The sequence below is a fragment of the Arthrobacter oryzae genome (assembly GCF_037911235.1).
Lineage (GTDB): Bacteria > Actinomycetota > Actinomycetes > Actinomycetales > Micrococcaceae > Arthrobacter > Arthrobacter oryzae_E.
The window spans coordinates 60,686-84,639 of sequence record NZ_JBBLYW010000006.1; the positions used below are offsets into that span (position 1 = coordinate 60,686).

Here is a 23,954-nt window from a genome sequence, read left to right on the forward strand (position 1 = left end):
GCGGGCTATGTGTGTGTTCTGGCTTGGACGTCCGGCTTGGATGTCTCCCGCAGGCCTGTCGTTTCAACAGCAATTATGAGGACGGTCCACCTTTAGAGCAATTGCATTCCACTGAAGACATGGTTTAGAACTACTTAACATGGAGATCGATCCGCGCCGGTTGCGTGTGCTTCTTGCGGTTGCTCGTACGGGCGGGGTGCTGGCCGCGGCTGATGAGCTGGGGCTTACGCCCTCGGCCGTCTCCCAGCAGCTCACCAAATTGGAGGACGAAACGGGGCACGCCTTGGTGGTGCGCACGCCCAAGGGCTCAGTTTTAACACCCGCCGGCCTGGCAGTTGCCGAAGCCGGCGAGGAGATAGAACGCGCACTCAGCGTTGCCCGCGCCCGGATCGAAGGCGGTGCCACGGTCGCAGGAGTCGTGCGCGTGGGCGGATTCACCAGCTTTGTTCGGACGGTGGTGATCCCCCGTCTGCCCGAGTGGCGCGCCGAGTACCCCCAATTGGAGATCAGGATCGTTGAGGACGACTTCCCTGCCTTGATGCGGCTGCTGCGCCAGCGCCAGCTGGACGCCGTCGTGGTCGAGCTGGACTCGACGACGGCCGAGCAACGTTCCCTTTCCGCCGGAATGATCGAAGAGCCCCTCCTCGACGAACCATGGAAGCTGGTAGTTCCCTCGGGCGCCCTGCTCACCACCGAAAATCTTGACCTTGCCGGGCTGCCGTTTCCGTGGCTCGGCGTCGAGCCGTCGGCCGCCAACGCGGCGGTGCTCGGTCGGCTTCGCCAGTCAACGGGTGCCCGGATGGAGACTGTCCACCAGTACCAGGAAACGCTGACCGCCCTGGCACTCGTGGCTGCGGGCGAGGGTGTTGCGATCGTACCCACCCTGGCATTGAGCGGCGTGGTCCAGGACGGCGTCGACATCCTGGACGTCCCCGGGCTCGGAACGCGACGCATTGTCCTGCGACGGTTCGACCGACGGCGGTCCACCAGTATGCCCGCGGACACCGTCGCACGCCTGCTGCGGGAATCGGCCGCAGCGTTCGACACTCGGTCGATATCCTGACCGGATGCGTTCTGTGAGCGGACGACGGCGGGACGTCCCGCCGTCGTCCGCTTCCGTCTGTCAGGCGTCGCTGAAGGCGAGGTTGCTGGAGAGGCCGCGGTGGGCGTCGGCCTGGTCCTGAAGCAGCTTGGCCCGGGCCTCAAACGTGCCTACCGCGTCGGCGCCGGCGGCGAAGCGCAGGGGCGGCTCGTCCAGCCCAGCCAGCTGAATCAGCGCGTCGGCGAGCTTGGCCGGGTCCCCGCCCTGCTGGCCGTCCATGCTTTTCCATGCTTTGACTGTCTCCGCCGTGCGTTCGGCGTAGTCCCCGATGGCGGACTCCGCGTAGCTCGTTGACTCCGGGGTGAGGAGCTCGGTACGGAAGAATCCCGGTTCCACGATCATGGACCGGATGCCGAACGGGGCAACCTCGAGCGCCAGCGATTCGGCCCAGCCCTCCACACCGAACTTGGAAGCGGCGTACGCGGTCAGGAACTCCCCTCCAACGATGCCGGCCGTTGAGGAGATGGTGACCAGCAGGCCGGAGCGCTGGGCGCGCAGCACCGGCAGGGCGGCGCGGGTGACGTTCATGGGCCCGAACATGGTGGTTTCGATCTGGGTCCGGAAGTCCTGCGGGGTGATTTCCTCGAAGAATCCGGCGTAGAAGTTGCCGGCGTTGTTCACCAGCACGTCGATCCGGCCGAACCGGTCCACGGCTGCCCGGACGGCTGCGGCCGCGTCGGCGGGGTCGGTGACGTCGAGTTTCACGGCGAGGAGGTCCTCGTGGCCGCCAACGGCCTGCGTGACCTTCTCCGGATTGCGGGCGGTGGCGACCACCGCGTGCCCGGCCGCCAGGGCGGCCTTGGCGATGTCAGTGCCCAGTCCGCGGCCGGCTCCGGTGATGAACCAGACCTTCTTGCCGGCTGTGTTGGTGGGCTGCTCGGGGCGTGTCTGTTCAGTCATGTGCTTGTTCTGTCTTTCCGGGGTTGTGTATTTCTGCCTGCACGTGGGACCGCGCGGGGACGGTTGATTGGCTGGCGGTTGCTGTGTCTGTTGCTGTGGTGGACGGCGATGACGCCCAGCTGGAGAGGAAGGCCAGCGCGTTTTCGGACGCGGAGCCGGGCTCTGCGGTGAAGGTGAACAGGATCTGTCCTTCGTCGCCGGGGAGGTGCAGTGTCTCGAACTGCAGGGACAGGTCGCCAGCGACGGGATGGTGGAAGCGCTTGGTTCCGGTGGTGTGGATCCGCACGTCGTGCCCGGCCCACAGCGCCGCGAACAAGCCGCTGCGCGTGGTCAGCTCCCCCACCAGCTCGTTTAGTGCCCGGTCGTGCGGATTCCGGCCCGATTCCGAGCGCAGCATGGCAACCGTGGTGGCCGCCACCGCGTTCCAGTCGGGGTACAGGTCTCCGGCCCCAGGGTCGAGGAAGAGGAAGCGCGCCTGGTTCGGCAGCATGCCTGGACGGTCCGGCCCGAACGACACGGTTGAGCTAAATACGGCTGCATAGAGTGCCCGGCCCAGCAGGTTGGCGGCCAGGACGTCCGACCGGCCGTTCTGCACCAGAGCGGCCGCGCCGGTCATCCCGTCCAAGAGGCGCAGGACTCCGGGACGGACGCGCTGCTGCGGCGGCCGCCGGGGCGTCCGCCGTGAGGATGCGTTCGCGGTCCGGGCCAGATCCATCAGGTGGGCGCGCTCGGCGTCGTCCAGCTGAAGGGCGGAGGACACAGCTTGGAGTACCGAGTCTGAGACCCCACGGAGGCTGCCGCGTTCCAGCCGAGTGTAGTAATCGGTGCTCACACCGGCCAGTTGCGCCACTTCCTCACGCCGCAGGCCCGGCACGCGGCGAAGTTCCCCGTAGCTGGGGATACCGGCCTGCTCCGGGCTGATCTTGGCGCGGCGCGAGATCAGGAACTCGCGGATGTCATCTTTTCTGTCCACATCCATCACGCTACGCAGCTTGACCGGCCGGTGGCAGTGTCCGTCAGACACCCCCAACGCGGCCGGGACAAAGTTAGTCAGGGCAAAAGGAAGCGTACGACGGCGGGAGGCACCCGCCGTCGTCCGCTTGCGTTGTTAAGGGAGGCCGTGCCAGAACCCGTTTCAGCAGGGACTCCCCTACGCGCCCGATAGGTCGTTGACTGGAGGAAGTCCGGTCACAAGCGTGCCGGCAGGAACCGTCAACGAAGGAGACATTATGCATACACGGACACTTGGACAGGGCCTGCAGGTTTCGGCTATTGGCCTCGGCTGCATGGGCATGTCGCAGAGCTACGGACCCAACCCCGGGGACCGGCAGGCGATGATCGGCGTGCTCCGCGACGCGGTCGGGATCGGAATTAACTTCTTTGACACAGCCGAGGTTTACGGGCCCTTCGCCAACGAGGAACTCGTCGGCGAAGCACTGGCGCCGGTCCGGGATGAGGTGGTCATCGCGACCAAGTTCGGGTGGCGGATCGAGGACGGAAAATCCGTGGGGCTCGACAGTTCACCGGAGCGGATCAAACGCGTCGCGGACGAGTCACTGCGCCGGCTGCGCGTCGACACCCTCGACCTCTTCTACCAGCACCGGGTGGACCCGAATGTGCCCATCGAAGAGGTGGCCGGCGCCGTCGGCGAGCTCGTTCAGGCCGGAAAGGTCCGCCACTTCGGGCTGTCAGAGGCCTCGGCGTCGACCATCCGCGCCGCCCACGCCGTCTTTCCGGTGACGGCTGTCCAAAGCGAATACTCCTTGTGGACACGGGACCCCGAGCCGGAGGTGCTGCCCACGCTGGCGGAACTGGAGATCGGGTTCGTGCCCTTCAGCCCGCTCGGCAAGGGCTTCCTCACCGGAACCGTCGATACATCCACACAATTCGGAGCGGGTGACGTCCGCGGCACCATCCCGCGATTTACAGCCGAAAACCGAGCCGCCAACCAAGCACTCGTAGAGCACGTCGCCGGACTTGCCGCCGCCAAGAACGCCACCCCCGGACAAATCGCCCTGGCCTGGCTGCTGGCGCAGCAGCAGTGGATTGTGCCGATTCCCGGCACCCGGCGCCGCGAGCGCCTGGAAGAAAACGCGGCCGCGACCGCCGTCGCCCTGTCCGCCGATGAAGTCGCCGACCTGAATGCAGTCGCCAGCCGGATCGGCGTGCAGGGAAACCGCTACAACGAACTGCACATGGGCCTCGTCGGGCGATGAGCCGCCCAAGTGAACAACCCGTCAACACCAAGCGAACGACGGCGGGAGGCACCCGCCGTCGTCCGCTTGCTGAGGCAATCCGGGTCCCGGTGAGGTCAGCACGGATGATCGCCGTAGTCGTAGGCTACTGAGTAGGCCCGACAATGAGGGCGGCCTCCGTCCCCGAAGGGAACATCGAGTGGACAGTAATCCTGGTACTTGGTTCTTGAGCGGCAGTGAGCGGGGACATGCAGCCACCAGCGTGCACGCCGCCGGTGCGGGATCGCTGTCCTGGTCCGAGGGCAACCTCGTGCGGCCGCTGATCCATGGGGCAGCGTACTTCGCCCGCCTGCATGAGGAGCTGTCGGCTCTTCAAGCGGGCGACCGTGTGTGGTTCACCGACTGGCGGGGCGATGGCGACGAGCGGCTGACGCCGGACGGGCCGACGATCGGCGAGTTGCTGGCACGGTTGGCCCGGGCGGGAGTGGAAGTGCGCGGCCTGATCTGGAGATCCCACGGCGAGCGCCTGTCTGCCCCCATGAGTAACCGGTCCAATGAACTCCTCAGCCGGCAGATCAACGACGCCGGCGGCGAGGTGCTGCTGGATCAGCGGGTGCGCCTGTTCGGCTGCCATCACCAGAAATTGTTCGTCATCCGCAGTCGTAACGACCCTTCACGGGACATCGCGTTCGTCGGCGGAATCGACCTTTCCCACAGCCGCCGGGACGACGCCGACCACGCGGGAGATCCGCAGGCGGTAGACATGGATCCCCGGTACGGGAAACAACCTCCGTGGCACGACGCCGCCCTCGAACTTCGTGGCCCGGTTGTGGCAGATGTGCTGGAGTTGTTCGCGGAAAGGTGGAATGACCCCCATCCCCTTGACCGGCGCACGCCCTACCGGATGCTGCTGCAACGCCTGGCCGATATGCCCCGGCACCCCAAGCCCCTGCCGGAGACTGCGCCGCCACCGCCGCCGGCCGGCCCCCACGCCGTGCAGCTGCTGCGCACCTACGGGGTGAAGCATCCGCCGTTTCCGTTCGCCCCGGGCGGTGAGCGGAGCGTTGCCCAGGCCTACACGAAGGCTTTCGCCCTGGCACGTTCGCTGATCTACATCGAGGACCAGTATCTATGGTCGGCAGAGGTCGCCGCCGGAATCGCAGCTGCCCTCGAGCAGAACCCCGGGTTGAAGGTGATCGCCGTGGTGCCCCGCTACCCGGACTCCGACGGTCCGCTGGGAGGGCCGCCCAAGAGGCTCGGGCAACTGCGCGCCATCGAAACGATAAGCCGCGTTGCACCGGACAGATTCGGCGTGTTCAATCTGGAGAACAGAGCCGGGACTCCGATCTATATCCATGCCAAGATCTGCATCATCGACGACACGTGGTTTACCTGCGGGTCCGATAACTTCAACCGTCGATCCTGGACCACGGACAGCGAGCTTACCTGCGCGGTCATCGACACCACAGCCGGTCCGGAGGCCTCCCGCCCGTTGCTCCGCGCGCTCCGGCTGCAGCTCTGGGCCGAACACCTGGGCCTGGACCAGAGTGACCCCCGGCTTCAGGACCCGGCGGCCGGGCTCAAACTGTGGAATGCCGCCGCCGACGCCCTGGACCAGTGGCACGAAACCGGCAGCCGCCCGCCCCGCCCCAAGGGACATGTGCGGCACCACAGCACCGAACCGGTGACACGCCTCCAGCGTCTCTGGGCGGCTCCTGCTAACCGCTTTCTGGTGGACCCGGACGGCCGCCCCCGGAAGATCCGCGGCACCACCCGGTTCTAGGCGGGCAAGTCCCCCGGTGGAACGGACGACGGCGGGACGTCCCGCCGTCGTCCGCTGTGGTCATGCGGCGCCCTCGAAAGTGCACTCGCTACGGGTTAGGCAATAGTCTGGCCAGATGGGGACCAATGCCGTGAACTCCGGCGAACAGATGGACAGGCAGTCGCGCATTCTCGAGGCGGCGCTGGATCTGCTGTCCCGCCACGGGATTTCGGGGGTGAGCATGCGGGCCGTGGCCCGGGAAGCCGGCGTCGCGCTCGGCCTGGTGAACTACTACTTCGACGACAAGACCAGCCTGATACGGGCAGCCCTGGGCCGGGTCGACGAGCACGACCTTCTGCTGGTGGCACCCGACCCGTCGTTAAACCCGGAGGAACAGCTGCGCAAGGCCCTGCGGCGCGTGGCGGCCGCTGACCTGCTGACCACCCGCTACCTGTCCCTGCGCCTGCACCTTTGGGCCCTCGCGCAGGCGGACGAGGGCTATGCACAGATCAATGCCGAGGCCTTTGACCGTTATCTCGACGGCCTCGCCGCACTGGTTTCCAACGCCCAACCCGGTCTTTCCTGGGAGGCGTGCAGGGGGCGGGCCGCGGACATTGTCGTCATCCAGAACGGCATGTGGCTGACGGCGCTTCTCGGCATTGATGAGGCCGCCATCCAGCGAAGCATCGCCCGCACCGAGCAAATCGCCTTCGCCCCGCTTCACGACCACACCAGCTAGGACCACGGCTGCACGAGGCGTAAACCACCGGCACGGGCACGCTAAGCCCTCTCAGTAACATTGAACGAGTGTTCAAGAAAAGTATTGAACAGTCGTTCAATCTGCATTACTGTCCCTCGTATGACTTACGCCACACCCGTACGGGACGCAGCTCAAACCGAAAAAACTGAAACAGCATCCACCCTGTTCATCAACGGTGCCTGGGAGCCGGCCGCCTCCGGCGCTGTGCGCGCAATCCGCAATCCCGCCGACGGCGAGTTGGTGGCCACCGTATCCGAGGCCGGCCGGGAGGACGCCGAACGCGCCATCGCCGCAGCACGTGCAGCCTTCGACTCCGGCGCCTGGTCCTCCGTCCCGGCGCCCGAGCGCGGCACCTTCCTGCTCAAGGTCGCCGCCGGACTGCGCGAACGCCGGGAAAAGTTCGCCCGCGCCGAGTCGCTGGATACCGGCAAGCGCATGGTCGAAAGCCGGATCGACATGGACGACATTGCCGCCTGCTTCGAGTACTTCGGCAGGCTCGCCGGGCAGCAGGCGGGCCGCATGGTCGACGCCGGGAACCCCGCCGTCGTCAGCAAAATCGTCTACGAACCCGTGGGCGTCTGCGGCCTGATCACCCCGTGGAACTACCCCCTGCTCCAGGCGGCGTGGAAGATCGCGCCCGCACTGGCCGCCGGCTGCACCTTCGTCCTCAAGCCCTCCGAACTGACCCCGTCCACAGCCATCCTGGCCATGCAGCTGCTGCAGGACCTCGGCCTGCCGGACGGCGTCGCCAACCTCGTGACCGGCGCGGGCGCGGAGGCGGGCGCTCCGCTCTCGGAACATCCCGACGTCGACCTCGTCTCCTTCACGGGCGGGCTGGAAACCGGCAAGCGCATCGCGGCCGCCGCCGCCGGAACCGTCAAGAAGGTGGCGCTGGAGCTTGGCGGCAAGAACCCCAACGTGGTGTTCGCGGACGCGGACTTCGACGCCGCCGTCGACAATGCCCTGAACGGCGCGTTCGTCCACTCCGGGCAGGTCTGCTCCGCCGGGGCGCGGCTGGTGGTGGAGGAATCGATCGCCGAACGTTTCGTGGACGAGCTGGTCCGCCGTGCCCGGGACATCCGGCTGGGCGGCCCCTTTGATGATGACGCCGAAACCGGGCCGCTGATTTCCGCGGCCCACCGCGACAAAGTCCACGCCTATGTCCAGCGCGGCATCCAGGAGGGTGCGCGGCTGCGGACCGGCGGTGCTGCGCCGCAAGGAGAAAAGTACGACGGCGGGTTCTACTACCAGCCGACCGTCCTGGACCGCGTCCAGCGGGGAATGTCCGTGGTCATCGACGAGGCGTTCGGCCCGGTGGTGACGGTGGAAACGTTCCGCACCGAGGACGAAGCGGTGGCGACCGCCAACGACACCGTCTACGGCCTGGCCGGCGCGGTCTGGACCCAGGATGCGGGTAAGGCGCAGCGCGTGGCATCCCGGCTGAGGCACGGCACCATCTGGATCAACGACTACCACCCCTACCTCCCCCAGGCCGAGTGGGGCGGCTTCGGCCAGTCCGGCGTCGGCCGCGAGCTGGGCCCCACGGGCCTGGCCGAATACCAGGAAGCCAAGCACATCTACCAGAACACCAGCCCGCAGGTCACCGGCTGGTTTGCTGACCACGGCAAGGAGAACTAGATGCATTACGACAACATCGAGGACCTCGGCGAGCGCGGGTTCGACTACGTCGTCATCGGCGGCGGATCCGCGGGCGCCGCCGTGGCCGCGCGGCTGAGCGAGGATCCGGACGTGACCGTGGCCCTGGTGGAGGCCGGCCCGGATGACCGCAACATCCCCGAAATCCTGCAGCTGGACCGCTGGATGGAACTGCTGGAATCCGGCTACGACTGGGACTACCCGGTTGAACCGCAGGAAAACGGCAACTCCTTCATGCGCCACGCCCGGGCCAAGGTGATGGGCGGCTGCTCGAGCCACAACTCCTGCATCGCCTTCTGGGCACCGCGCGAGGACCTGGACGAGTGGGAGTCCAAATACGGCGCCACCGGCTGGAACGCCGACGCCGCCTGGCCCCTCTACCAGCGCCTGGAAACCAATGAGGACGCCGGGCCGGACGCGCCCCACCACGGGGACTCAGGCCCCGTGCACCTGATGAACGTGCCCCCGGTGGATCCTGCCGGCGTCGCGCTCCTGGACGCCTGCGAACAGACGGGCATTCCCCGTGCGAAGTTCAACTCCGGCACCACCGTGATCAACGGAGCCAACTTCTTCCAGATCAACCGCCGCTCCGACGGCACCCGCGCCTCCAGCTCGGTCTCCTACATCCACCCGATCGTCGACCGCCCCAACTTCACCCTGCTCACAGGGCTCCGCGCCCGCCAGCTGGTGTTCGACCCGGACAAGCGCTGCACCGGCGTGGACGTGGTGGACTCCGCGTTCGGCCGGACCCACCGGCTCTCCGCGCACCGCGAGGTCATCCTCTCCACCGGCGCCATCGACTCCCCCAAGCTGCTGATGCTCTCCGGCATCGGCCCGGCCGCGCACCTCGCCCAGCACGGGATCGAGGTGCTGGTGGACTCCCCCGGCGTGGGCGAAAACTTGCAGGACCATCCCGAAGGCGTGGTCCAGTTCGAGGCCAGGCAGCCCATGGTGCAGACCTCCACCCAGTGGTGGGAGATCGGCATCTTCACCCCCACCGAGGACGGCCTGGACCGCCCGGACCTGATGATGCACTACGGTTCCGTCCCGTTCGACATGAACACCCTGCGGCACGGCTACCCCACCACGGAGAACGGCTTCAGCCTCACCCCGAACGTCACGCACGCCCGCTCCCGCGGCACCGTCAGGCTGCGCAGCCGCGATTTCCGCGACAAGCCCATGGTGGATCCGCGCTATTTCACGGATCCCGAAGGCCACGACATGCGGGTCATGGTGGCCGGCATCCGCAAGGCCCGCGAAATCGCCGCCCAGCCCGCCATGGCCGAATGGACCGGCCGCGAGCTGTCGCCCGGCGTCGAGGCGCAGACGGACGAGGAGCTGCGGGACTACATCCGCAAAACCCACAACACCGTGTACCACCCCGTGGGCACCGTCCGGATGGGCCCGGCCGACGACGGGATGTCACCGCTGGATCCCGAGCTGCGGGTCAAGGGCGTCACCGGCCTGCGCGTGGCGGATGCCTCCGTGATGCCTGAGCACGTCACCGTCAACCCCAACATCACCGTCATGATGATCGGCGAGCGCTGTGCTGATCTGATCCGGGCCGACCTCATCCGCGCCGGCCACAGCAGCGGCACTGCAGGGCAAGTCGCGGCAAGGAAAGAGGAGGAGCTCAGCCCGTCCTTCGCCTGAGAGGCAGGTTCCGGAGGCTATTGATTTCACCCGCGCCCCCTTGCGGCCGCGGGTTGCATCGAGCGTACTTTTCTGACTTAGGAGTTCACACATTGGAACCCAGCAAGAGTATTGATTCAAGCGGCATGGACGAATTCGGCTACACCCAGACCCTGGACCGGAGCATCGGCAAGTTTGCCAGCTTCGCCGCGGGCGTCAGCTACATCTCCATCCTCACCGGCGTCTTTCAACTGTTCTACTTTGGCTTTTCCATGGCCGGCCCGGCGTACGCCTGGTCCTGGCCCATCGTCTTCGTCGGCCAGCTGATGGTGGCGCTCTGTTTCGCCGAGCTGGCCGGCCGCTACCCCGTTGCGGGATCGGTCTACAACTGGGCCAAGCGGCTCTCCTCCGGGACCTCGTCCTGGCTGGCGGGCTGGCTGCTGATGCTCTCCTCCATCGTGGCGCTGGGCTCCGTGGCACTTGCCCTGCAGCTCACCCTGCCCCAGCTCTGGTCCGGCTTCCAGTTCGTCGGCGACGGCACCGGCCCCTACGACTTCGCGATGAACGGCGTGGTGCTGGCCACCATCATGATCACCATCTCCACCCTCATCAACGCGTTCGGCGTGAAGCTGATGACCCGGATCAACAGCATCGGCGTCTTTGTGGAGCTGAGCGCAGCCGTGCTCCTGATCCTGGCATTGGGCTGGCACGTGGTGCGCGGCCCTGAGGTCTTCTTCGACACCGCCGGCTTCGGCGAAGGCCACGACCTCGGTTTCTTCGGCGTCTTCCTGATCGGCGCCATGGCGTCCGGCTACGTGATGTACGGCTTTGACACGGCCAGCTCCCTGGGTGAGGAGACAAAGGACCCTAAACGCACGGCACCCAAGGCCATCCTGCGGGCCATTACGGCCTCGTTCGTGCTGGGCGGCCTGATCCTGCTGTTTGGCATCCTGGCCGCACCGGACCTGGCCGATCCCAAGGTGGGATCGGCCGACGGCGGCCTGCAGTACATCGTGCTCTCCGTACTGGGCGGACCTTTCGGGAAGGCCTTCCTGGCGTGCATCGTGGTTGCCGTGGTGGTGTGCACCCTTGCCGTCCATGCCGCCGCCATCCGCATGATGTTCGCCATGGCCCGGGACAACAACCTGCCGTTCAGCCGGCAGCTCAGCAAAGTGGATCCGGTCCGCAGGACACCGACTGTTGCGGCGATCGTGATCGGCATCCTGGCCATAATGCCCCTGCTCATCAACGTCATGCAGCCGGCGATTTTCACGATCATGTCCAGCATCAGTATCGTCCTGATCTACCTCTCCTACCTCCTGGTCACTGTTCCCCTGCTGCGCAACCGGCTCTTGAAGAAGTGGCCGCTCGCCGCAGACGGCACCGAGCCCGGATTCAGCCTTGGCAAATGGGGCCTGCCCGTGAACATCCTGGCGGTCCTGTGGGGCGGGGCCATGACGGTGAACCTGGTCTGGCCCCGGCCTGAGATCTACAACTCGGTGCCGCCGTTCGAGTGGTACCTGCAGTGGGGCGGCGTGATCTTCGTGGGGGCCGTAATCATTGGCGGGACCCTGCTCTACCGCCTGAAGATCCGCCACCAGACCGGGGTGCTGGCCGAGCACGCCGCGGCAGTCGCAGCACACCCGTCGTCGGGCGCCGTGCAGTACGAAACAGCGCAGCACGAAACAGCGCAGCACGAAGCCCCGGAGGATGCGCTGGCAGCCAAGATGGCCGCGTCGGAAGCTTAGCAACGCCCCCGGAAGGGTCGACGACGGCGCCCGCTGAGCGCCGTCGTCGGTGAGCGGACGACGGCGGGACCTCCCGCCGTCGTCCGCTTGTGCTTGGAACGGGGGCTGGGCCTACTGCGCTCACTTGCCGAGACGCGCCAGCTCCTCGCCCATGGCCTGCGCAAACACGTCACCGTGCACATTCGCCGCGTCGAAGTGGATGCCGCAGCAGAGGTTGCCCGCGTATGACACAGCCGCGACACCGAGCCGCACGTTGCCGGCGAGCACCGCAACCGGCCAGAGCGCGACGACCGGGGCCCCCGCAAGTCGGAACGTGCCTTCCGGACCCGGCACGTTGGTGACGAACCCGCCAACGAGGTGCTGCCGCCGGGCGAGGCGGTCCATGATGCGCGCGCCGATCGGGCCACGCATGAATTCCAGGGTGCCCTGGTCCCTTGCCCGCGGCTTCTCCTCACGGGTCTGCGCGGCGATGAGCCGCAGACGCTCATCGGGATCGGGCTCGCCGAGCGGCAGCCGCACAAGCATGACTCCCACCTGGTTCCCTGCAGATCCACGGCGCCGCAGCGCCACCGGCTCCGACACCGGCAGCCAAGCGGGAATGGGCTCACCGGCAGCCATCAAGGCTGCCCGGAAGCCGGCCGCCGCTGAACCGAGCAGGGCATCGTTTACGGTGGCACCCTGCGGACGCACCGTCGACTCAAGGGCTTCGATTTCTGCACGCAGAAACGCGACGCCGTGGTGCGCGCTGCGCTCCCCGAGCAGCACCGTGCCGCCCACGCCACGGCCCCACAGGGTTTTGCGGATACGGTGCAGGCCGATCCTGAGCCGACGCAGAGTGCGGCGTGGACCGCTCCCAGGGCCGTACCGCGGTGCCTCGGCCAACCCGCGTCTTTGCGGCTCATCTACCCCCTTCTCCCCCGGTTCACCGGGATCAAAGAGCTGCTGAACAATCGCTGCTGCCGTCATACCGTCGGCCACCGCGTGATGGATGCGCACCACGACACCGGTTCCCCTGGCCGTGGCGCCCGGTACCACCAGGATCTCCCACAACGGACGGTCCCCAGCCAGCGGCTGGCCCATAAGTTCGGCGCATTTGTTCTGAAGTCCGGCAAGACCGTCGACGGGCTCCACGAGGCGGACGTGATGCTCGACGTCGGGCGTGGATTCGATCCAGTGATGCCGGCGGCCCACCTGGGCTGCTCTTTTGCGGAGCGCCGGCAACTCCGCAATCCGCTCGCGGAGGACCGCCCGCAGCCGTGCCATGTCCGGGGTGCCGTCCGGAGCCAGGAAACCGCCCGGCCCGAGCAGGCCAGCGACAAGGAACACGTTGACCTGGCCGACGTGGTCGAGCACCAGGTTCGCCTCATCAGCAGGGGCCAGCTTTTGCGTCGCTGGGTACATGCTTCGACAGTAACCGTGAATCAGTCTGCGTGTCAGTGGTCAGCCACCGCACCGCAAGATCTACGGCGGGACCTCCCGCCGTCGTCCGCTTAAGTTTGGGTGCCAATGATTTCGGCCAGCACTACGACCGGGAGCCCACCGGCGTGGAACCGTCAACCCGTCCCGCTACCGCTGCATGCGACGCCGTGGTACTTTCAGCGTGATCAGGATGTCCCATACGGCCCCTGTCCAGCCCGGCTCCTGGCGCAACCCCGGAAAGCGACGGCAACGATGCCAACTCTATTGATTTTCCACGAGGTAGATGACGTTGAGCACTGGCTCAGCTCACCAAAGAGAGAAGAAATATTCGGGCCCCTGGGCATCACGGTCCGAACGTTCATTGACCCGACAAAGAGCCAGCGGGTAGGCCTGATCGCCGAGGTCCCCGACATGGAAACATTCCAGCGAATTATGGAGTCTGAAACGGCAGCCGAAGCCATGAAATTCGACGGCGTCCGTCCGGAAACAGTCCTGACACTCGTCGAGCCGTAGGCGGGCAGCCCCGATCCGACAGGGTATCAGCATATTCCCTGCAAAATTCAGCCTTCCAGGAGCTGCCTTACCCGGGACTCGCCCACGGCGAACATCCGCGGATTATCGTCCGAGCTGCTCAGCATGGCGGTGGACAGCCTGAGAGCCCGGCCCGGGCCCTCGCCTCCTACATCCGTACTGCGATGACAGACCTGATGTCACATAACGCGACGGCATCCGGATCCGGACAAGCAACGCCCTACCCTTAACACGTGACTTTGACTAAGATGCGCACCGCCGCCGCGAGCTCCCTCGCCGCCGCCGGTCTCCTGCTTTCCCTCGCCGCCTGTTCCACGCCGGGCGCCACCCAGCCCACCACCTCTGCGCCGGTTTCCTCGGCAGCGTCTTCATCCAGCGCCGCCTCCGAGCCCTGCGCCGGCGTGAAGGTCATCGTCGATTCGGGCGCCCTGGACCAGGCCGCCGCTGATACGTCCGTCTGCGTGCCCGTGGACGCGCCCACTGTCGCTTCCGAGGTGCTCGACGAGGCCAACATTAAGACCGAGGGCACCACCGAATACCCCAAGGAACTGGTGTGCCGTGTGAACGGTGTGCCCGCCGCAGACTTCGACATCAAGCACAAGGGTGGCACGTACCGGGAAGAATGCGGCAAGATGCCCGCCGCCTTTGCCTACTGGGCTCTCTGGGTGAAGCCGGCCTCCGGTGACTGGGCCTACGCCCAGGAAGGCCTCGCCACCCTGAAGGTGAGCCCCGGCGAGAGCCTTGAGCTGCTGTTCACAGTCGACGGCGAACCGGCCGCCCCCGCGGCATGACCTTCCGACCCGCGCCGTTACGCGCCGCGGCGGCTCTCGCCGTCGTCTTCATCGCGGCGCGGGTCATCTACCGCATCCTTTTCAACGGGACGGGCATTGGCGAACCGGTCCTGCTCGACCTGCCGGCGATCCGGCTGTCCGCCCCGTACGCCCATGTGGTCCTCCTCGGCCCGGTCACGGGACCCGGTCTGTGGGCGGCGGTCCTGTCCGCCCTGCCGATTGCCGGGATGTTCCTTGGCTTCGGCCTGCTCAACGCCTGGGTGGACGTGGCCCGCGGCTTCGTGCACCTGGCCCGCCGCGGCCCCATGCAGGGCATTGCCCGGATGCTTGTGGTGGCCTGGGCGGCGCTCCCGGCACTTTCCGACGCCGTGACCTCCGTGCGCCTGGCGTTCCGGTTGCGGGGCGAAAAGTTTGGACCCCGAGCCCTGGTGCCCGTGCTCGAGCGCACCCTCGAGCACGCCGGCCGGGTTGCCGCGGCCCTGGAGCTGCGCGGCTTCGGGAGCCGGGCAGCACAGCAGCCCGGCCAGGGTACCGACGCACCGGTCCTCGTCCGGGACGCAGAATTCCGCATCGGCGACGCGCAGGTGCACGTGGCGGAGTTCGCGCCGTCGAGCGGGTCAATTGCGGTCATCACAGGGCCGACGGGCTCCGGAAAGTCCACCATCCTGCGCGGCATCGCCGGCCTCCTCTCCCACGTTGACGGCGGAGAAGTTTCCGGCACCCTGCGCGTCGCCGGAACGGACCGCGCCGCCACGCCGCCGCGCGATACCGCCCGCCTCATCGGCGTCGTCCTGCAGAATCCCCGCGCCGCGTTCGCCACCACCCGGGTCCGGGACGAAATCGCCCTTGCCCTTGAGCTGCGCGGCATCGCCTCCGGAACCGCCAAGGCCCGGGTGCTGGAGGTCGCGGAGAGTATCGGGGTCTCGGCGCTGCTGGACCGGAATGTCAGCACCCTCTCGGCCGGCGAGGCAACGCTCGTAGCCATCGCCGCTGCGGTGGTGGAGCAACCGGCACTCCTCCTGGTTGATGAGCCCCTCGCAGACCTTGACACCGCAGCCCGCGGACACGTCATCGCCGTGCTCAGCGCCCTTGCCCGCGAAGCAGGGGTCTGCGTCATCGTGGCAGAGCACCGGGCGGAGCAGCTCGTACCCGTGGCCGACTCGTGGTGGACCATCGACGACGGCGCCCTGATACCGGGTGCTGCGCCGTCGCCCTCGCCCGCTGCCGTTCTCCGCCCGACGCCGTCACAGCCGGCCGAGCACGCGCCCGTGCTGACCGCGACAAAGCTCGCGGTGCACCGCAAGGGCACGCCGCTGGTGCGCGAGGCGTCCCTGACCCTGCACCGCGGGGAAGTGGTGGCCCTGGTTGGGCCGAACGGGGCCGGGAAGTCGTCCCTCCTGGTGGCGCTCGCCCTCGGTGAGGGATCAGTTGGTGAAGGACTGGTCGACGGCGGCATAGTCGACGGCGGCCGCGTTGCCCTCGTCCCGGACGCCTCGGACGACCTCTTCACCAGGGACACGGTCGCGGGAGAGCTCCGCGCGGCCGAGCGGCGCCTTGCGCGCCGAAAGAACGGCGGACAGCCCGCGCCCGGCTCCGCAGCTGAACGCCTGGCCCGTCTGCGGGGCGACGTCACGATTCCCATTGGGCACGACCATCCCCGGGACATCTCTGCGGGAGAACGCAGGATTCTTGCCATCGCGCTGCAGACCATGGATGATCCCCAGGTGCTCCTGATTGATGAGCCCACCCGGGGACTCGATCCTGCGGCGCGTACGGCAGTCTCGGCGGCGCTGCAGGCCGCAGCGGACGCCGGAGCGGCGGTCCTGATCGCCACCCATGACCACGACTTCGCCCACAGCCTGGGCGCCCGGATCCTCCCGATGCGTGACGGCGTCGCGCCCTCCTCCGCACCGGCCAATGCACCCGAACCACTCCTCCCGCTCCCCCGGCAGATAAGTGCCGGACAAGGACCGAGCGTCATCGAACCAGACTCCCAAGGAGAAGAAGGACGGCGCCGCATCCGGATGCCGCGGCGAGTCGAGCTCGCAGTTCTTGCAGCGGCAAACCTTCTGGCCCTCGCAGCATTCTGCTGGCCGTTGCTCGCCGCGGCCTTCCCGGAGGATGCCGCCGCGGCACTCCCCTACGCGGCGCTGGCCATTGCGCCGCTCGCCGCCGTCGCCGTTGTGGTTTCCCTCGACGGCTCGGTCCGCTCCGCGCACACGGTGGCGCTGCTCGGCGTCCTGGCCGCGGTAGGTTCGGCGGTGCGGGTGGCGAGCACCGGCGTCGGGGGCGTGGAGGCAGTCTTTATCCTGCTGATCCTGGCCGGGCGGGCCTTCGGTCCTCGGTTTGGCATGCTCCTCGGCGCCGCCACCATCGCCGTCTCCAGCGCCTTGTGGGGCGGGATCGGGCCCTGGACACCGTTCCAGATCTTCGCCTGCGCCTGGGTGGGCGCGGGGGCGGGGCTGCTCCCCCGCCGGCTGCGCGGGCGGGCCGAACTGTGGATGCTGTGCGGCTACGGCGCCGTGGCGTCCTACCTGTTCGGCCTGCTGACCAACCTGTGGTTCTGGCCCTTCGCGGTGGGTGCCGGCACAGGCATCTCCTACGTGCCCGGCGCGCCGCTGGCCACCAACCTGAGCAGCTTCCTGCTCTACTCGCTGGTGACGTCGACGGCGGGCTGGGACACCCTGCGTGCCGTCACCACGATCATTGGAATCGTTGTGGTGGGCCGGGCCATCCTCGCCGCGTTCCGGCGGGTGAAGCCGGTCTCCAGCGCGGGTGGAGGCGCCGGCGGGCACGCCGCGCGGGCTTCATCCGACCAGGCCAGGGACCGGCTACACATTGGAGTTTGAGGACACCCGACACCCGACACCATGGTCCCTGTCGGGGAGTCGCGTAAGCCGCGTCGCATGCCATGGGCTGAATGGACGTCGGCTTGAAGGTCATAGTGCGAGGATCCCTAGGATTCGCTATTTCCCGTGGATAGTCTGGGACAGGACGCCACCCTACGGAGGGTCAGTGAGAATGTGATCGAAGCAGTTGCTGCGGTAATCGGCCGGAACAATGTCACCATATCGGGCCAGGTTGATGGGCCTGTGATGATGTTCGCCCACGGTTTTGGCTGCGATCAGGCTATGTGGCGGAAGCTGCTGCCCTATTTCGTTGATGATTACCGGTTGGTGCTTTTTGATCATGTTGGTGCAGGACACTCCGACATCAGCGCCTATGACTGGGAGAAGTACGGGTCCCTGAATGGGTACGCTTCGGACCTGCTGGAGATTTGCGCCGCCCTTGAACTTGAGGACGTCATCCTGGTGGGCCACAGTGTCAGCACGATGATCGCCGTGATCGCCGCAGTGCAGGACCCCAACCGTTTCTCCCACCTGGTGCTGCTTGCTCCTTCGCCCCGTCATACGGATGACCCGTACGACGGCTACGTGGGCGGCTTTTCGCGGGAAGACATCGAGGGCCTGCTGGCATCTCTGGACAGCGACTATTTCGCCTGGGCCGCGGCCTTGGCCCCCATGGTTATGGGCAACCCGCAGGAGCCTGAATTAGCGGAGGACCTGCGTGTCAGCTTCTGCCGGACAAATCCGACCATCGCACGGCACTTCGCCGGGGTAACCTTTTTCTCCGACACCCGCCCTGAACTGAAAAAGTTGCGCACCAGCTGCCTGATTCTGCAGTGCTCCGACGATCGGCTTGCCCCGCCGGAAGTGGGCGCCTACCTGCACAAAAATCTGGAACACAGCACCCTGGTGCAGCTCCAGGCCACCGGGCACTGCCCCCACGTCAGCGCCCCGGAGGAAACAGCCCGGGCGATTCTGCACTACCTCGACACCCACTCCTGACAGGCGCCGCTGGCCCCTCCCCCGCCCGGTTTTGAAGCCTTCTTTCATCAAACACCCCCGCGGGTGCCTGGATAACGGATGATGATGGCCGCAGCTCAGGTGACCTGCAGGATCTGGGTTCAGGCGAGTTTGGTTACCTGGTAGGTGTGGCCGGCCGCGCGGAGTCGCTTTATGAGCACGTTGCCGAGTGCAGTGGCCGGTGTCAGCGACCCTTTAGCGGTCGGCAGCCGGTCACCGTCGAGGGCAAGAGCGAGTGCAGTCTCGCCTGCCATCACGGCGGTTGCGGCATAGCCGGGATCACCGGGGCCAGCAGCAATCGCCTGGTAACGCTGGCCGTCCTCGGTGCGGGCGGTCACCTGGGAGTGGAACCAGCCCGCGCGCTGCGTGCTGGTGCTCGGACCCGTACCTGGTGCCGGAAGACAGCGGTCGAGCACCCGCCTGGTCGGCGGGAACGCCATCGCGCCCGTGAATATCCGGAGCCCGAGTGCCATCGCCCTGGCGATGACCGCTCCTGCCGGTCCGCGGGCCACCCCCATCACCTCGCCGTACTGAAGGGAGCGGCCGTAGGCCCAGCCCTGCAATGCGTTGCTCCGGCGCACTATCCGGGTGTTGACCGCGGCCATGATGAAAGGCGCGGTCCAGGTGCCGTCATCGGAACGGCGCACAGGACCGGCGTCAGGAGGCTGTTGTGTCGTCGGCTCCCGTGTGCGGTCGGGGCTCAGAGCGTAGGGGTCCGCGGCCAATGACCTCAGGGCGGTGTTCGATCGCATCGCGTCGAGTTGCCCGCGCATCGATTCGAGCGTGCCTCCGCTGATGCCAGCCTTGGCCGTAGCAACGAGTTGGACCTCGACCAAACCGCCAGCGTCATCGGCTTCTGCCGCCTGATGAAGCAGCAGTACACCGAGGTCGGACGGCACGGAGTCGTAGCCGCAGGAGTGTACGATCCTGGCCCCGCTCGTCTTGGCCAGGGCGTCGTAGCGATCGATCGCCTCCCGGATGAAGGACACCTCACCCGCGAGGTCGGCGTAGTGGGTACCGGCCCGTGCGCAGGCCTCGACGACAGGTAATCCGTGTTTCGCGTATGGACCGACGGTTGTGAAGAGCACGCGTGTGCCCGCGGCCAGGGCGGCGATCGAGTCCGCGTCCTCCGAGTCGGCTTCGATGAGGGCCCATCCGTGCGCCGCGACCGGCAACTGCGACCGAACCGCCCCGAGCCTGGACCTCGACCGGCCCGCGAGTCCGACTCGCATACCGGCGGGTGCATGCTCCGCGACGTAGCCGGCGATCAGTCGGCCAACGAAACCCGTCGCTCCATAAAGAACGAGGTCATATTCCCGAGATGAGTTGTCCATAACCGCAGCCTTTCACAGCGGCAACTCCAGGCTGAAACACGGCTCCTTCCCTTCCGACACACCCGCAGACGTAACAGACTCACTCGAGAGTTCCTGTTCCGGCAGGCTGAAGCCTTAGGGCGTAAGGCCGCTCCTGTTTCTGGGTGCCCAGCGCCGCGCCCATGCTTCTCTTCCGCGCCTTGGGAGGCGCGCTCAGCATTGAACACGGACCACACCCAAATCACACCTTGAAGTACTTCGCCTCCGGGTGGTGGAACACGAACGCGTCGGTGGACTGTTCGGGGTGCAGCATCAGCTCGTCACTGAGGATCACGCCCATGCGCTCGGGCCGCAGCAGCTCCGTCACCTTGCGGCGGTCCTCCATGTCGGGGCACGCGGGGTAGCCGAGCGAGAACCGCGCACCGCGGTAATCGAGCTTGAAGTACCCGGCCTTGTCCTTGGGCTCCTCGGCCGCGAAACCCAGCTCGGAGCGGATGCGTGCGTGCCAGAATTCCGCGAGAGCCTCGGTGAGCTGCATGACCAGGCCGTTGAGCTCGTAGTAGTCCCGGTAGTGGTTCCCCTTGAACAGTTCGGAAGTCACCTCATCGATCTTCGAACCGGCGGTGACCAGCTGCACCGGCAGGACGTCCACCTGCCCCGATCCGCGCGAGCGAACGAAGTCGGCGAGGCACAGGTGCCGGTCCCGGCGCTGGCGCGGGAAGTCGAAACGCAGCCGCTCGGTGCCGATCGGACCGCCTGAGCCACCATCGGGGGCGAGCAGTCCCGCAGTGCCGAGCACGCCGTCGTGGTCCTCCCCGTGGTGCAGCACCACCACCTGTTCCCCCTCGGAGACCACCGGGAAATAGCCGTACGCGACGGACGCATCAAGCATTCCCTCGGCCAGGATGCGGTCCAGCCAGTACCGCAGGCGCGGCCGGCCCTCGAGTTCCACCAGTTCCTCGTAGGAGGCGCCGTCATCGCCGCGGCCGGGCTTGAGGCCCCACTGCCCCATGAACGTGGCGCGCTCGTCGAGCAGGGCCGCGTAGTCGTGGAGTGCCACACCGCGCACAATGCGCGTGCCCCAGAACGGCGGCGCAGGCACGTGGTTGTCGGCGGCCACGTCGGACCGGCCGGGCATGGCTTCCGGTTCGGTCACCGTGAACTTCGGGCCGCCCTTGTGGATCCGCTTCTTCAGCGGCGGAAGGCCGACGGCGTCCGGGTCGGCGCCGCGGGCCACCGCCACCAGCGGTTCCATGAGGGCCAGGCCCTCAAAGGCGTCCTTGGCGTACCGGACGGTTCCTTCAAACTGCTCCGCCAGGTCCTGTTCCACGTAGGCGCGGGTCAGGGCTGCGCCGCCGAGGATGATAGGCCACTTCTTCGCGAGGCCCCGGGACTGCAGTTCGGCGAGGTTTTCCTTCATCACCACGGTGGACTTCACCAGGAGCCCGGACATGCCGATCACGTCGGCGTCGTGCTCCTCGGCCGCGGCCATGATCTCGGCGATCCCCTGCTTGATGCCGATGTTGATCACCTTGTAGCCGTTGTTGGTGAGGATGATGTCCACCAGGTTCTTGCCGATGTCGTGCACATCGCCGCGCACGGTAGCGATCACCATGGTGCCCTTGCCCGACGCGTCCGACTTCTCCATGTGCGGCTCGAGCAGGGCCACCGCGTTCTTCATGACCTCGGCGGACTGCAGCACGAACGGCAGCTGCATCTCGCCTGCGCCGAAGCGCTCACCCACCACCTTCATGCCCTCGAGCAGCTGGTCGTTGATGATGGCCAGCGGTGACATGCCTTCGCTGCGGGCAAGGTCCAGGTCAGCTTCCAGGCCCTTGCCTTCGCCGTCGATGATGCGCCGCTGCAGGCGTTCGCCGGTGGGCAGGGCGGCGAGTTCGGCGGCGCGCTGGTCCTTGAGCGCTGCGGTGTCGACGCCGGCGAACAGGTCCAGCATGATGGCCAGGGGGTCGTACGTGACGTTGCCGTCGTCATCGTATTCGCGGCGGTCATAGACGAGGTCCAGGGCCACTTTGCGCTGTTCTTCCGGGAGGGAGGCGAGCGGCACGATCTTGGCGGCGTCGATGATGCCGCTGGACAGGCCGGCCTGGACGGCTTCGTGCAGGAACACGGAGTTCAGCACCACCCGCGCTGCCGGGTTGAGGCCGAAGGAGACGTTCGAGACGCCGAGGGTGGTGTTGATGCCGGGGTACTTGGTGGTGATCTGGCGGATGGCCTCGATGGTTTCGATGCCATCGCGGCGGGTTTCTTCCTGGCCGGTGGCGACGGGGAAGGTCAGGGCGTCCACGATGATGTCCTCGACGCGCATGCCCCATTCGCCCACCAGGGCGTCGACGAGGCGGGAGGCGATGGCCACTTTGCCTTCGGTGGTGCGGGCCTGGCCCTGTTCGTCGATGGTCAGGGCGATCACGGCGGTGCCGTGTTCCTTCACCAGCGGCATGATGCGCGCGAAGCGGCTGTTCGGGCCGTCGCCGTCCTCGTAGTTGACGGAGTTGACCACCGGGCGGCCGCCGATGAGTTCGAGGCCGGCCTGCAGCACGGGCGGTTCGGTGGAGTCGATGACCAGCGGGAGGGTGGAGGCCGACGCGAAACGCGACACGATCTCCTTGATGTCGGCCACGCCGTCGCGCCCTACATAGTCGATGCAGACATCGAGCAGGTGCGCGCCAACGCGGACCTGTTCGCGGGCGATGTCCACGCAGTCGTCCCAGCGCTCTTCCAGCATCGCCTGGCGGAACGCCTTCGAACCGTTCGCGTTGGTGCGCTCACCGATGGCGAGGTAGGCGGATTCCTGGTCGAACGGGACGTGGTGGTAGAGGGAAGCGATGCCTGCTTCGCGTTCGGTGGGGACGCGGGCGCCGTCGGTTCCCCTCCCACCGCCGGTGACGGTGGCGCTGGTGCGGAAGGGCTCAAGACGTTCGACGACGGCGGCCATGTGTTCCGGCGTCGTACCGCAGCATCCGCCCACGAGGCCCAGGCCGAATTCGCGCACGAACTGCTCGTGCGCGGTGGCGAGTTCGCTCGGTGAGAGCGGGTAGTGCGCGCCGTTGGGGCCAAGCACCGGGAGGCCGGCGTTGGGCATGCAGGCGATGGCCACGGAGGACTGCTTGGAGAGGTGGCGCAGGTGCTCGCTCATCTCGTCCGGGCCGGTGGCGCAGTTCAGGCCGATGGCGTCCACGCCGAGCGGCTCGAGCGCGGTGAGCGCCGCGCCGATCTCGGATCCCATCAGCATGGTTCCGGTGGTTTCGACGGTCACCTCGACGAAGATGGGGAGCCGGACGCCGCGGGTCACGATGGCCTGCTTGCAGCCGTTGACCGCGGCTTTGGTCTGCAGGAGGTCCTGGCTGGTTTCGATGAGGAAGGCGTCCGCTCCGCCGTCGATGAGGCCCTCGGCCTGCAGGGCGAAGGTCTGCTTGAGGTAGTCGTAGCTGGTGTGGCCGAGGCTGGGGAGCTTGGTGCCGGGTCCCATCGAGCCCAGGACCCAGCGCATGCGTCCGTCTGTCTTTTCTGCCGCCTCTGCACGCTCGCGGGCGATCTCTGCGCCCTTGCGGGCCAACTCCTCGATCCGGTCGTCGATGCCGTAGTCGGAGAGGTTTGACCAGTTGGCGCCGAAGGTGTTGGTTTCGACGGCGTCGATGCCGGTGGCGAAGTATGCGTCATGGATGTCAGCGAGGACATCCGGCCGCGTGTCGTTGAGGATCTCGTTGCAGCCTTCCAGGCCGAGGAAGTCCTTTTCGAGGGACAGTTCCCGGCCCTGCAGCATGGTGCCCATCGCCCCGTCGGCAATGACGACCCGGTGGTTCACCGCATCCAGCAGCGCCTGCGCGCGGACGGGACGGGGGACGGACTCAATATCAAGCGCAAAACGAGGCATCTAAACAGGTTACGGGCGACACGCCGAAACATTGCTTCGTATGTCAGTGTGCTACGACGGCGGCCCGGAGCGGTCGACAACGGCTCGCACCAGGGCTGCCATTCGTATGGGTTCCAGAGAGTGGGACGAGAGTCAGACCAACTCAGCGACGCGGCGGCTGAATTGGTGACGGTTTAGCTTCCCGCGGAAGTTGCTCCCGCTGGTAGTGGACAAACGCGCTATTGATAAGGAATGCCGTCAGAACAAGCCCGGAACAGACAACAGCTGTCATATATCCAAGGACAGCTCGACTCCAGTGCTGGTCCGCAAACATAGACAAGACTGCGCAGGCCAGAGCAGCTCCCACCATCAGGCAGTAGCCTCCGAACAGTACGGAGCGGAAATGTG

At 66.9% G+C, this 23,954-nt stretch carries 16 protein-coding genes; 11 read left to right on the plus strand and 5 right to left on the minus strand.

The genetic code is table 11. The features are described 5' to 3' along the window. Nucleotides 1–139: 139 nt before the first annotated feature. A complete protein-coding gene (locus WMN78_RS02395) occupies nucleotides 140–1,063 on the plus strand; it encodes a LysR family transcriptional regulator (RefSeq protein ID WP_340531805.1) in 924 nt (307 codons plus the stop codon). 60 nt (nucleotides 1,064–1,123) lie between these two features. Here the strand turns inward: WMN78_RS02395 and WMN78_RS02400 are convergent, their stop codons facing one another. Together WMN78_RS02400 and WMN78_RS02405 are read right to left on the minus strand one after the other, a co-directional pair. Next, nucleotides 1,124–2,002 (minus strand): SDR family oxidoreductase, encoded by an 879-nt coding sequence (locus WMN78_RS02400; protein WP_340531806.1) that lies wholly within the window; start codon nucleotides 2,000–2,002, stop codon nucleotides 1,124–1,126. Continuing rightward, a complete protein-coding gene (locus WMN78_RS02405; RefSeq protein ID WP_425341103.1) occupies nucleotides 1,995–2,975 on the minus strand; it encodes a helix-turn-helix transcriptional regulator in 981 nt (326 codons plus the stop codon). Before WMN78_RS02405 ends, WMN78_RS02400 begins: the two co-directional genes overlap by 8 nt. Nucleotides 2,976–3,231: 256 nt before the next feature. Here WMN78_RS02405 and WMN78_RS02410 point away from each other — a divergent pair, with 256 nt between their 5' ends. From WMN78_RS02410 to WMN78_RS02435, 6 genes are all read left to right on the plus strand, one after another. Next, a complete protein-coding gene (locus WMN78_RS02410) occupies nucleotides 3,232–4,218 on the plus strand; it encodes an aldo/keto reductase (protein ID WP_340531808.1) in 987 nt (328 codons plus the stop codon). A gap of 205 nt (nucleotides 4,219–4,423) precedes the next feature. After that, entirely contained in the window at nucleotides 4,424–5,980 is a 1,557-nt protein-coding gene (locus tag WMN78_RS02415) for a phospholipase D family protein (RefSeq protein ID WP_340531810.1), read from the plus strand. A gap of 115 nt (nucleotides 5,981–6,095) precedes the next feature. Next, entirely contained in the window at nucleotides 6,096–6,698 is a 603-nt protein-coding gene (locus WMN78_RS02420) for a TetR/AcrR family transcriptional regulator (protein ID WP_340531811.1), read from the plus strand. Nucleotides 6,699–6,818: 120 nt separating this feature from the next. After that, on the plus strand, nucleotides 6,819–8,357 hold the full coding sequence (locus WMN78_RS02425) for an aldehyde dehydrogenase family protein (RefSeq protein ID WP_340531812.1): 1,539 nt from the start codon (nucleotides 6,819–6,821) through the stop codon (nucleotides 8,355–8,357). Continuing rightward, on the plus strand, nucleotides 8,358–10,028 hold the full coding sequence (locus WMN78_RS02430) for a GMC family oxidoreductase (RefSeq protein WP_340531813.1): 1,671 nt from the start codon (nucleotides 8,358–8,360) through the stop codon (nucleotides 10,026–10,028). Nucleotides 10,029–10,153: 125 nt separating this feature from the next. Next, on the plus strand, nucleotides 10,154–11,755 hold the full coding sequence (locus WMN78_RS02435; RefSeq protein WP_340531827.1) for an APC family permease: 1,602 nt from the start codon (nucleotides 10,154–10,156) through the stop codon (nucleotides 11,753–11,755). A gap of 120 nt (nucleotides 11,756–11,875) precedes the next feature. Here WMN78_RS02435 and WMN78_RS02440 read toward each other — a convergent pair whose 3' ends face one another. After that, complete coding sequence (locus tag WMN78_RS02440; protein ID WP_340531814.1) at nucleotides 11,876–13,156, minus strand: wax ester/triacylglycerol synthase domain-containing protein; 1,281 nt, start codon at nucleotides 13,154–13,156, stop codon at nucleotides 11,876–11,878. 270 nt (nucleotides 13,157–13,426) lie between these two features. Here WMN78_RS02440 and WMN78_RS02445 point away from each other — a divergent pair, with 270 nt between their 5' ends. The 4 genes from WMN78_RS02445 to WMN78_RS02460 all read left to right on the plus strand — a co-directional run bounded on the left by WMN78_RS02445 (nucleotide 13,427) and on the right by WMN78_RS02460 (nucleotide 18,344). Continuing rightward, nucleotides 13,427–13,687, plus strand: a complete 261-nt coding sequence (locus WMN78_RS02445) for a hypothetical protein (RefSeq protein WP_340531815.1) — start codon at nucleotides 13,427–13,429, stop codon at nucleotides 13,685–13,687. Nucleotides 13,688–13,938: 251 nt separating this feature from the next. Further along, nucleotides 13,939–14,496 (plus strand): hypothetical protein, encoded by a 558-nt coding sequence (locus tag WMN78_RS02450; RefSeq protein ID WP_340531816.1) that lies wholly within the window; start codon nucleotides 13,939–13,941, stop codon nucleotides 14,494–14,496. Continuing rightward, a complete protein-coding gene (locus WMN78_RS02455) occupies nucleotides 14,493–17,345 on the plus strand; it encodes an ATP-binding cassette domain-containing protein (RefSeq protein ID WP_340531817.1) in 2,853 nt (950 codons plus the stop codon). Before WMN78_RS02450 ends, WMN78_RS02455 begins: the two co-directional genes overlap by 4 nt. 174 nt (nucleotides 17,346–17,519) lie before the next feature. Then, nucleotides 17,520–18,344 carry an alpha/beta hydrolase gene (locus tag WMN78_RS02460; protein ID WP_340531818.1) on the plus strand — a complete coding sequence of 275 codons (825 nt, stop codon included), beginning with the start codon at nucleotides 17,520–17,522 and terminating at the stop codon, nucleotides 18,342–18,344. Between the two features lie 119 nt (nucleotides 18,345–18,463). On the opposite strand, the gene WMN78_RS02465 is transcribed toward WMN78_RS02460, so the two are convergent. Both WMN78_RS02465 and metH read right to left on the minus strand, forming a co-directional pair. Continuing rightward, nucleotides 18,464–19,696, minus strand: coding sequence for a saccharopine dehydrogenase family protein (locus WMN78_RS02465; RefSeq protein ID WP_340531819.1), 1,233 nt, complete (start codon nucleotides 19,694–19,696; stop codon nucleotides 18,464–18,466). 220 nt (nucleotides 19,697–19,916) lie between these two features. Beyond that, the gene (gene metH, locus WMN78_RS02470) at nucleotides 19,917–23,567 is read right to left on the minus strand and encodes a methionine synthase (RefSeq protein WP_340531820.1); all 3,651 of its coding nucleotides are present in this window, start codon (nucleotides 23,565–23,567) and stop codon (nucleotides 19,917–19,919) included. Nucleotides 23,568–23,954: the final 387 nt, after the last annotated feature.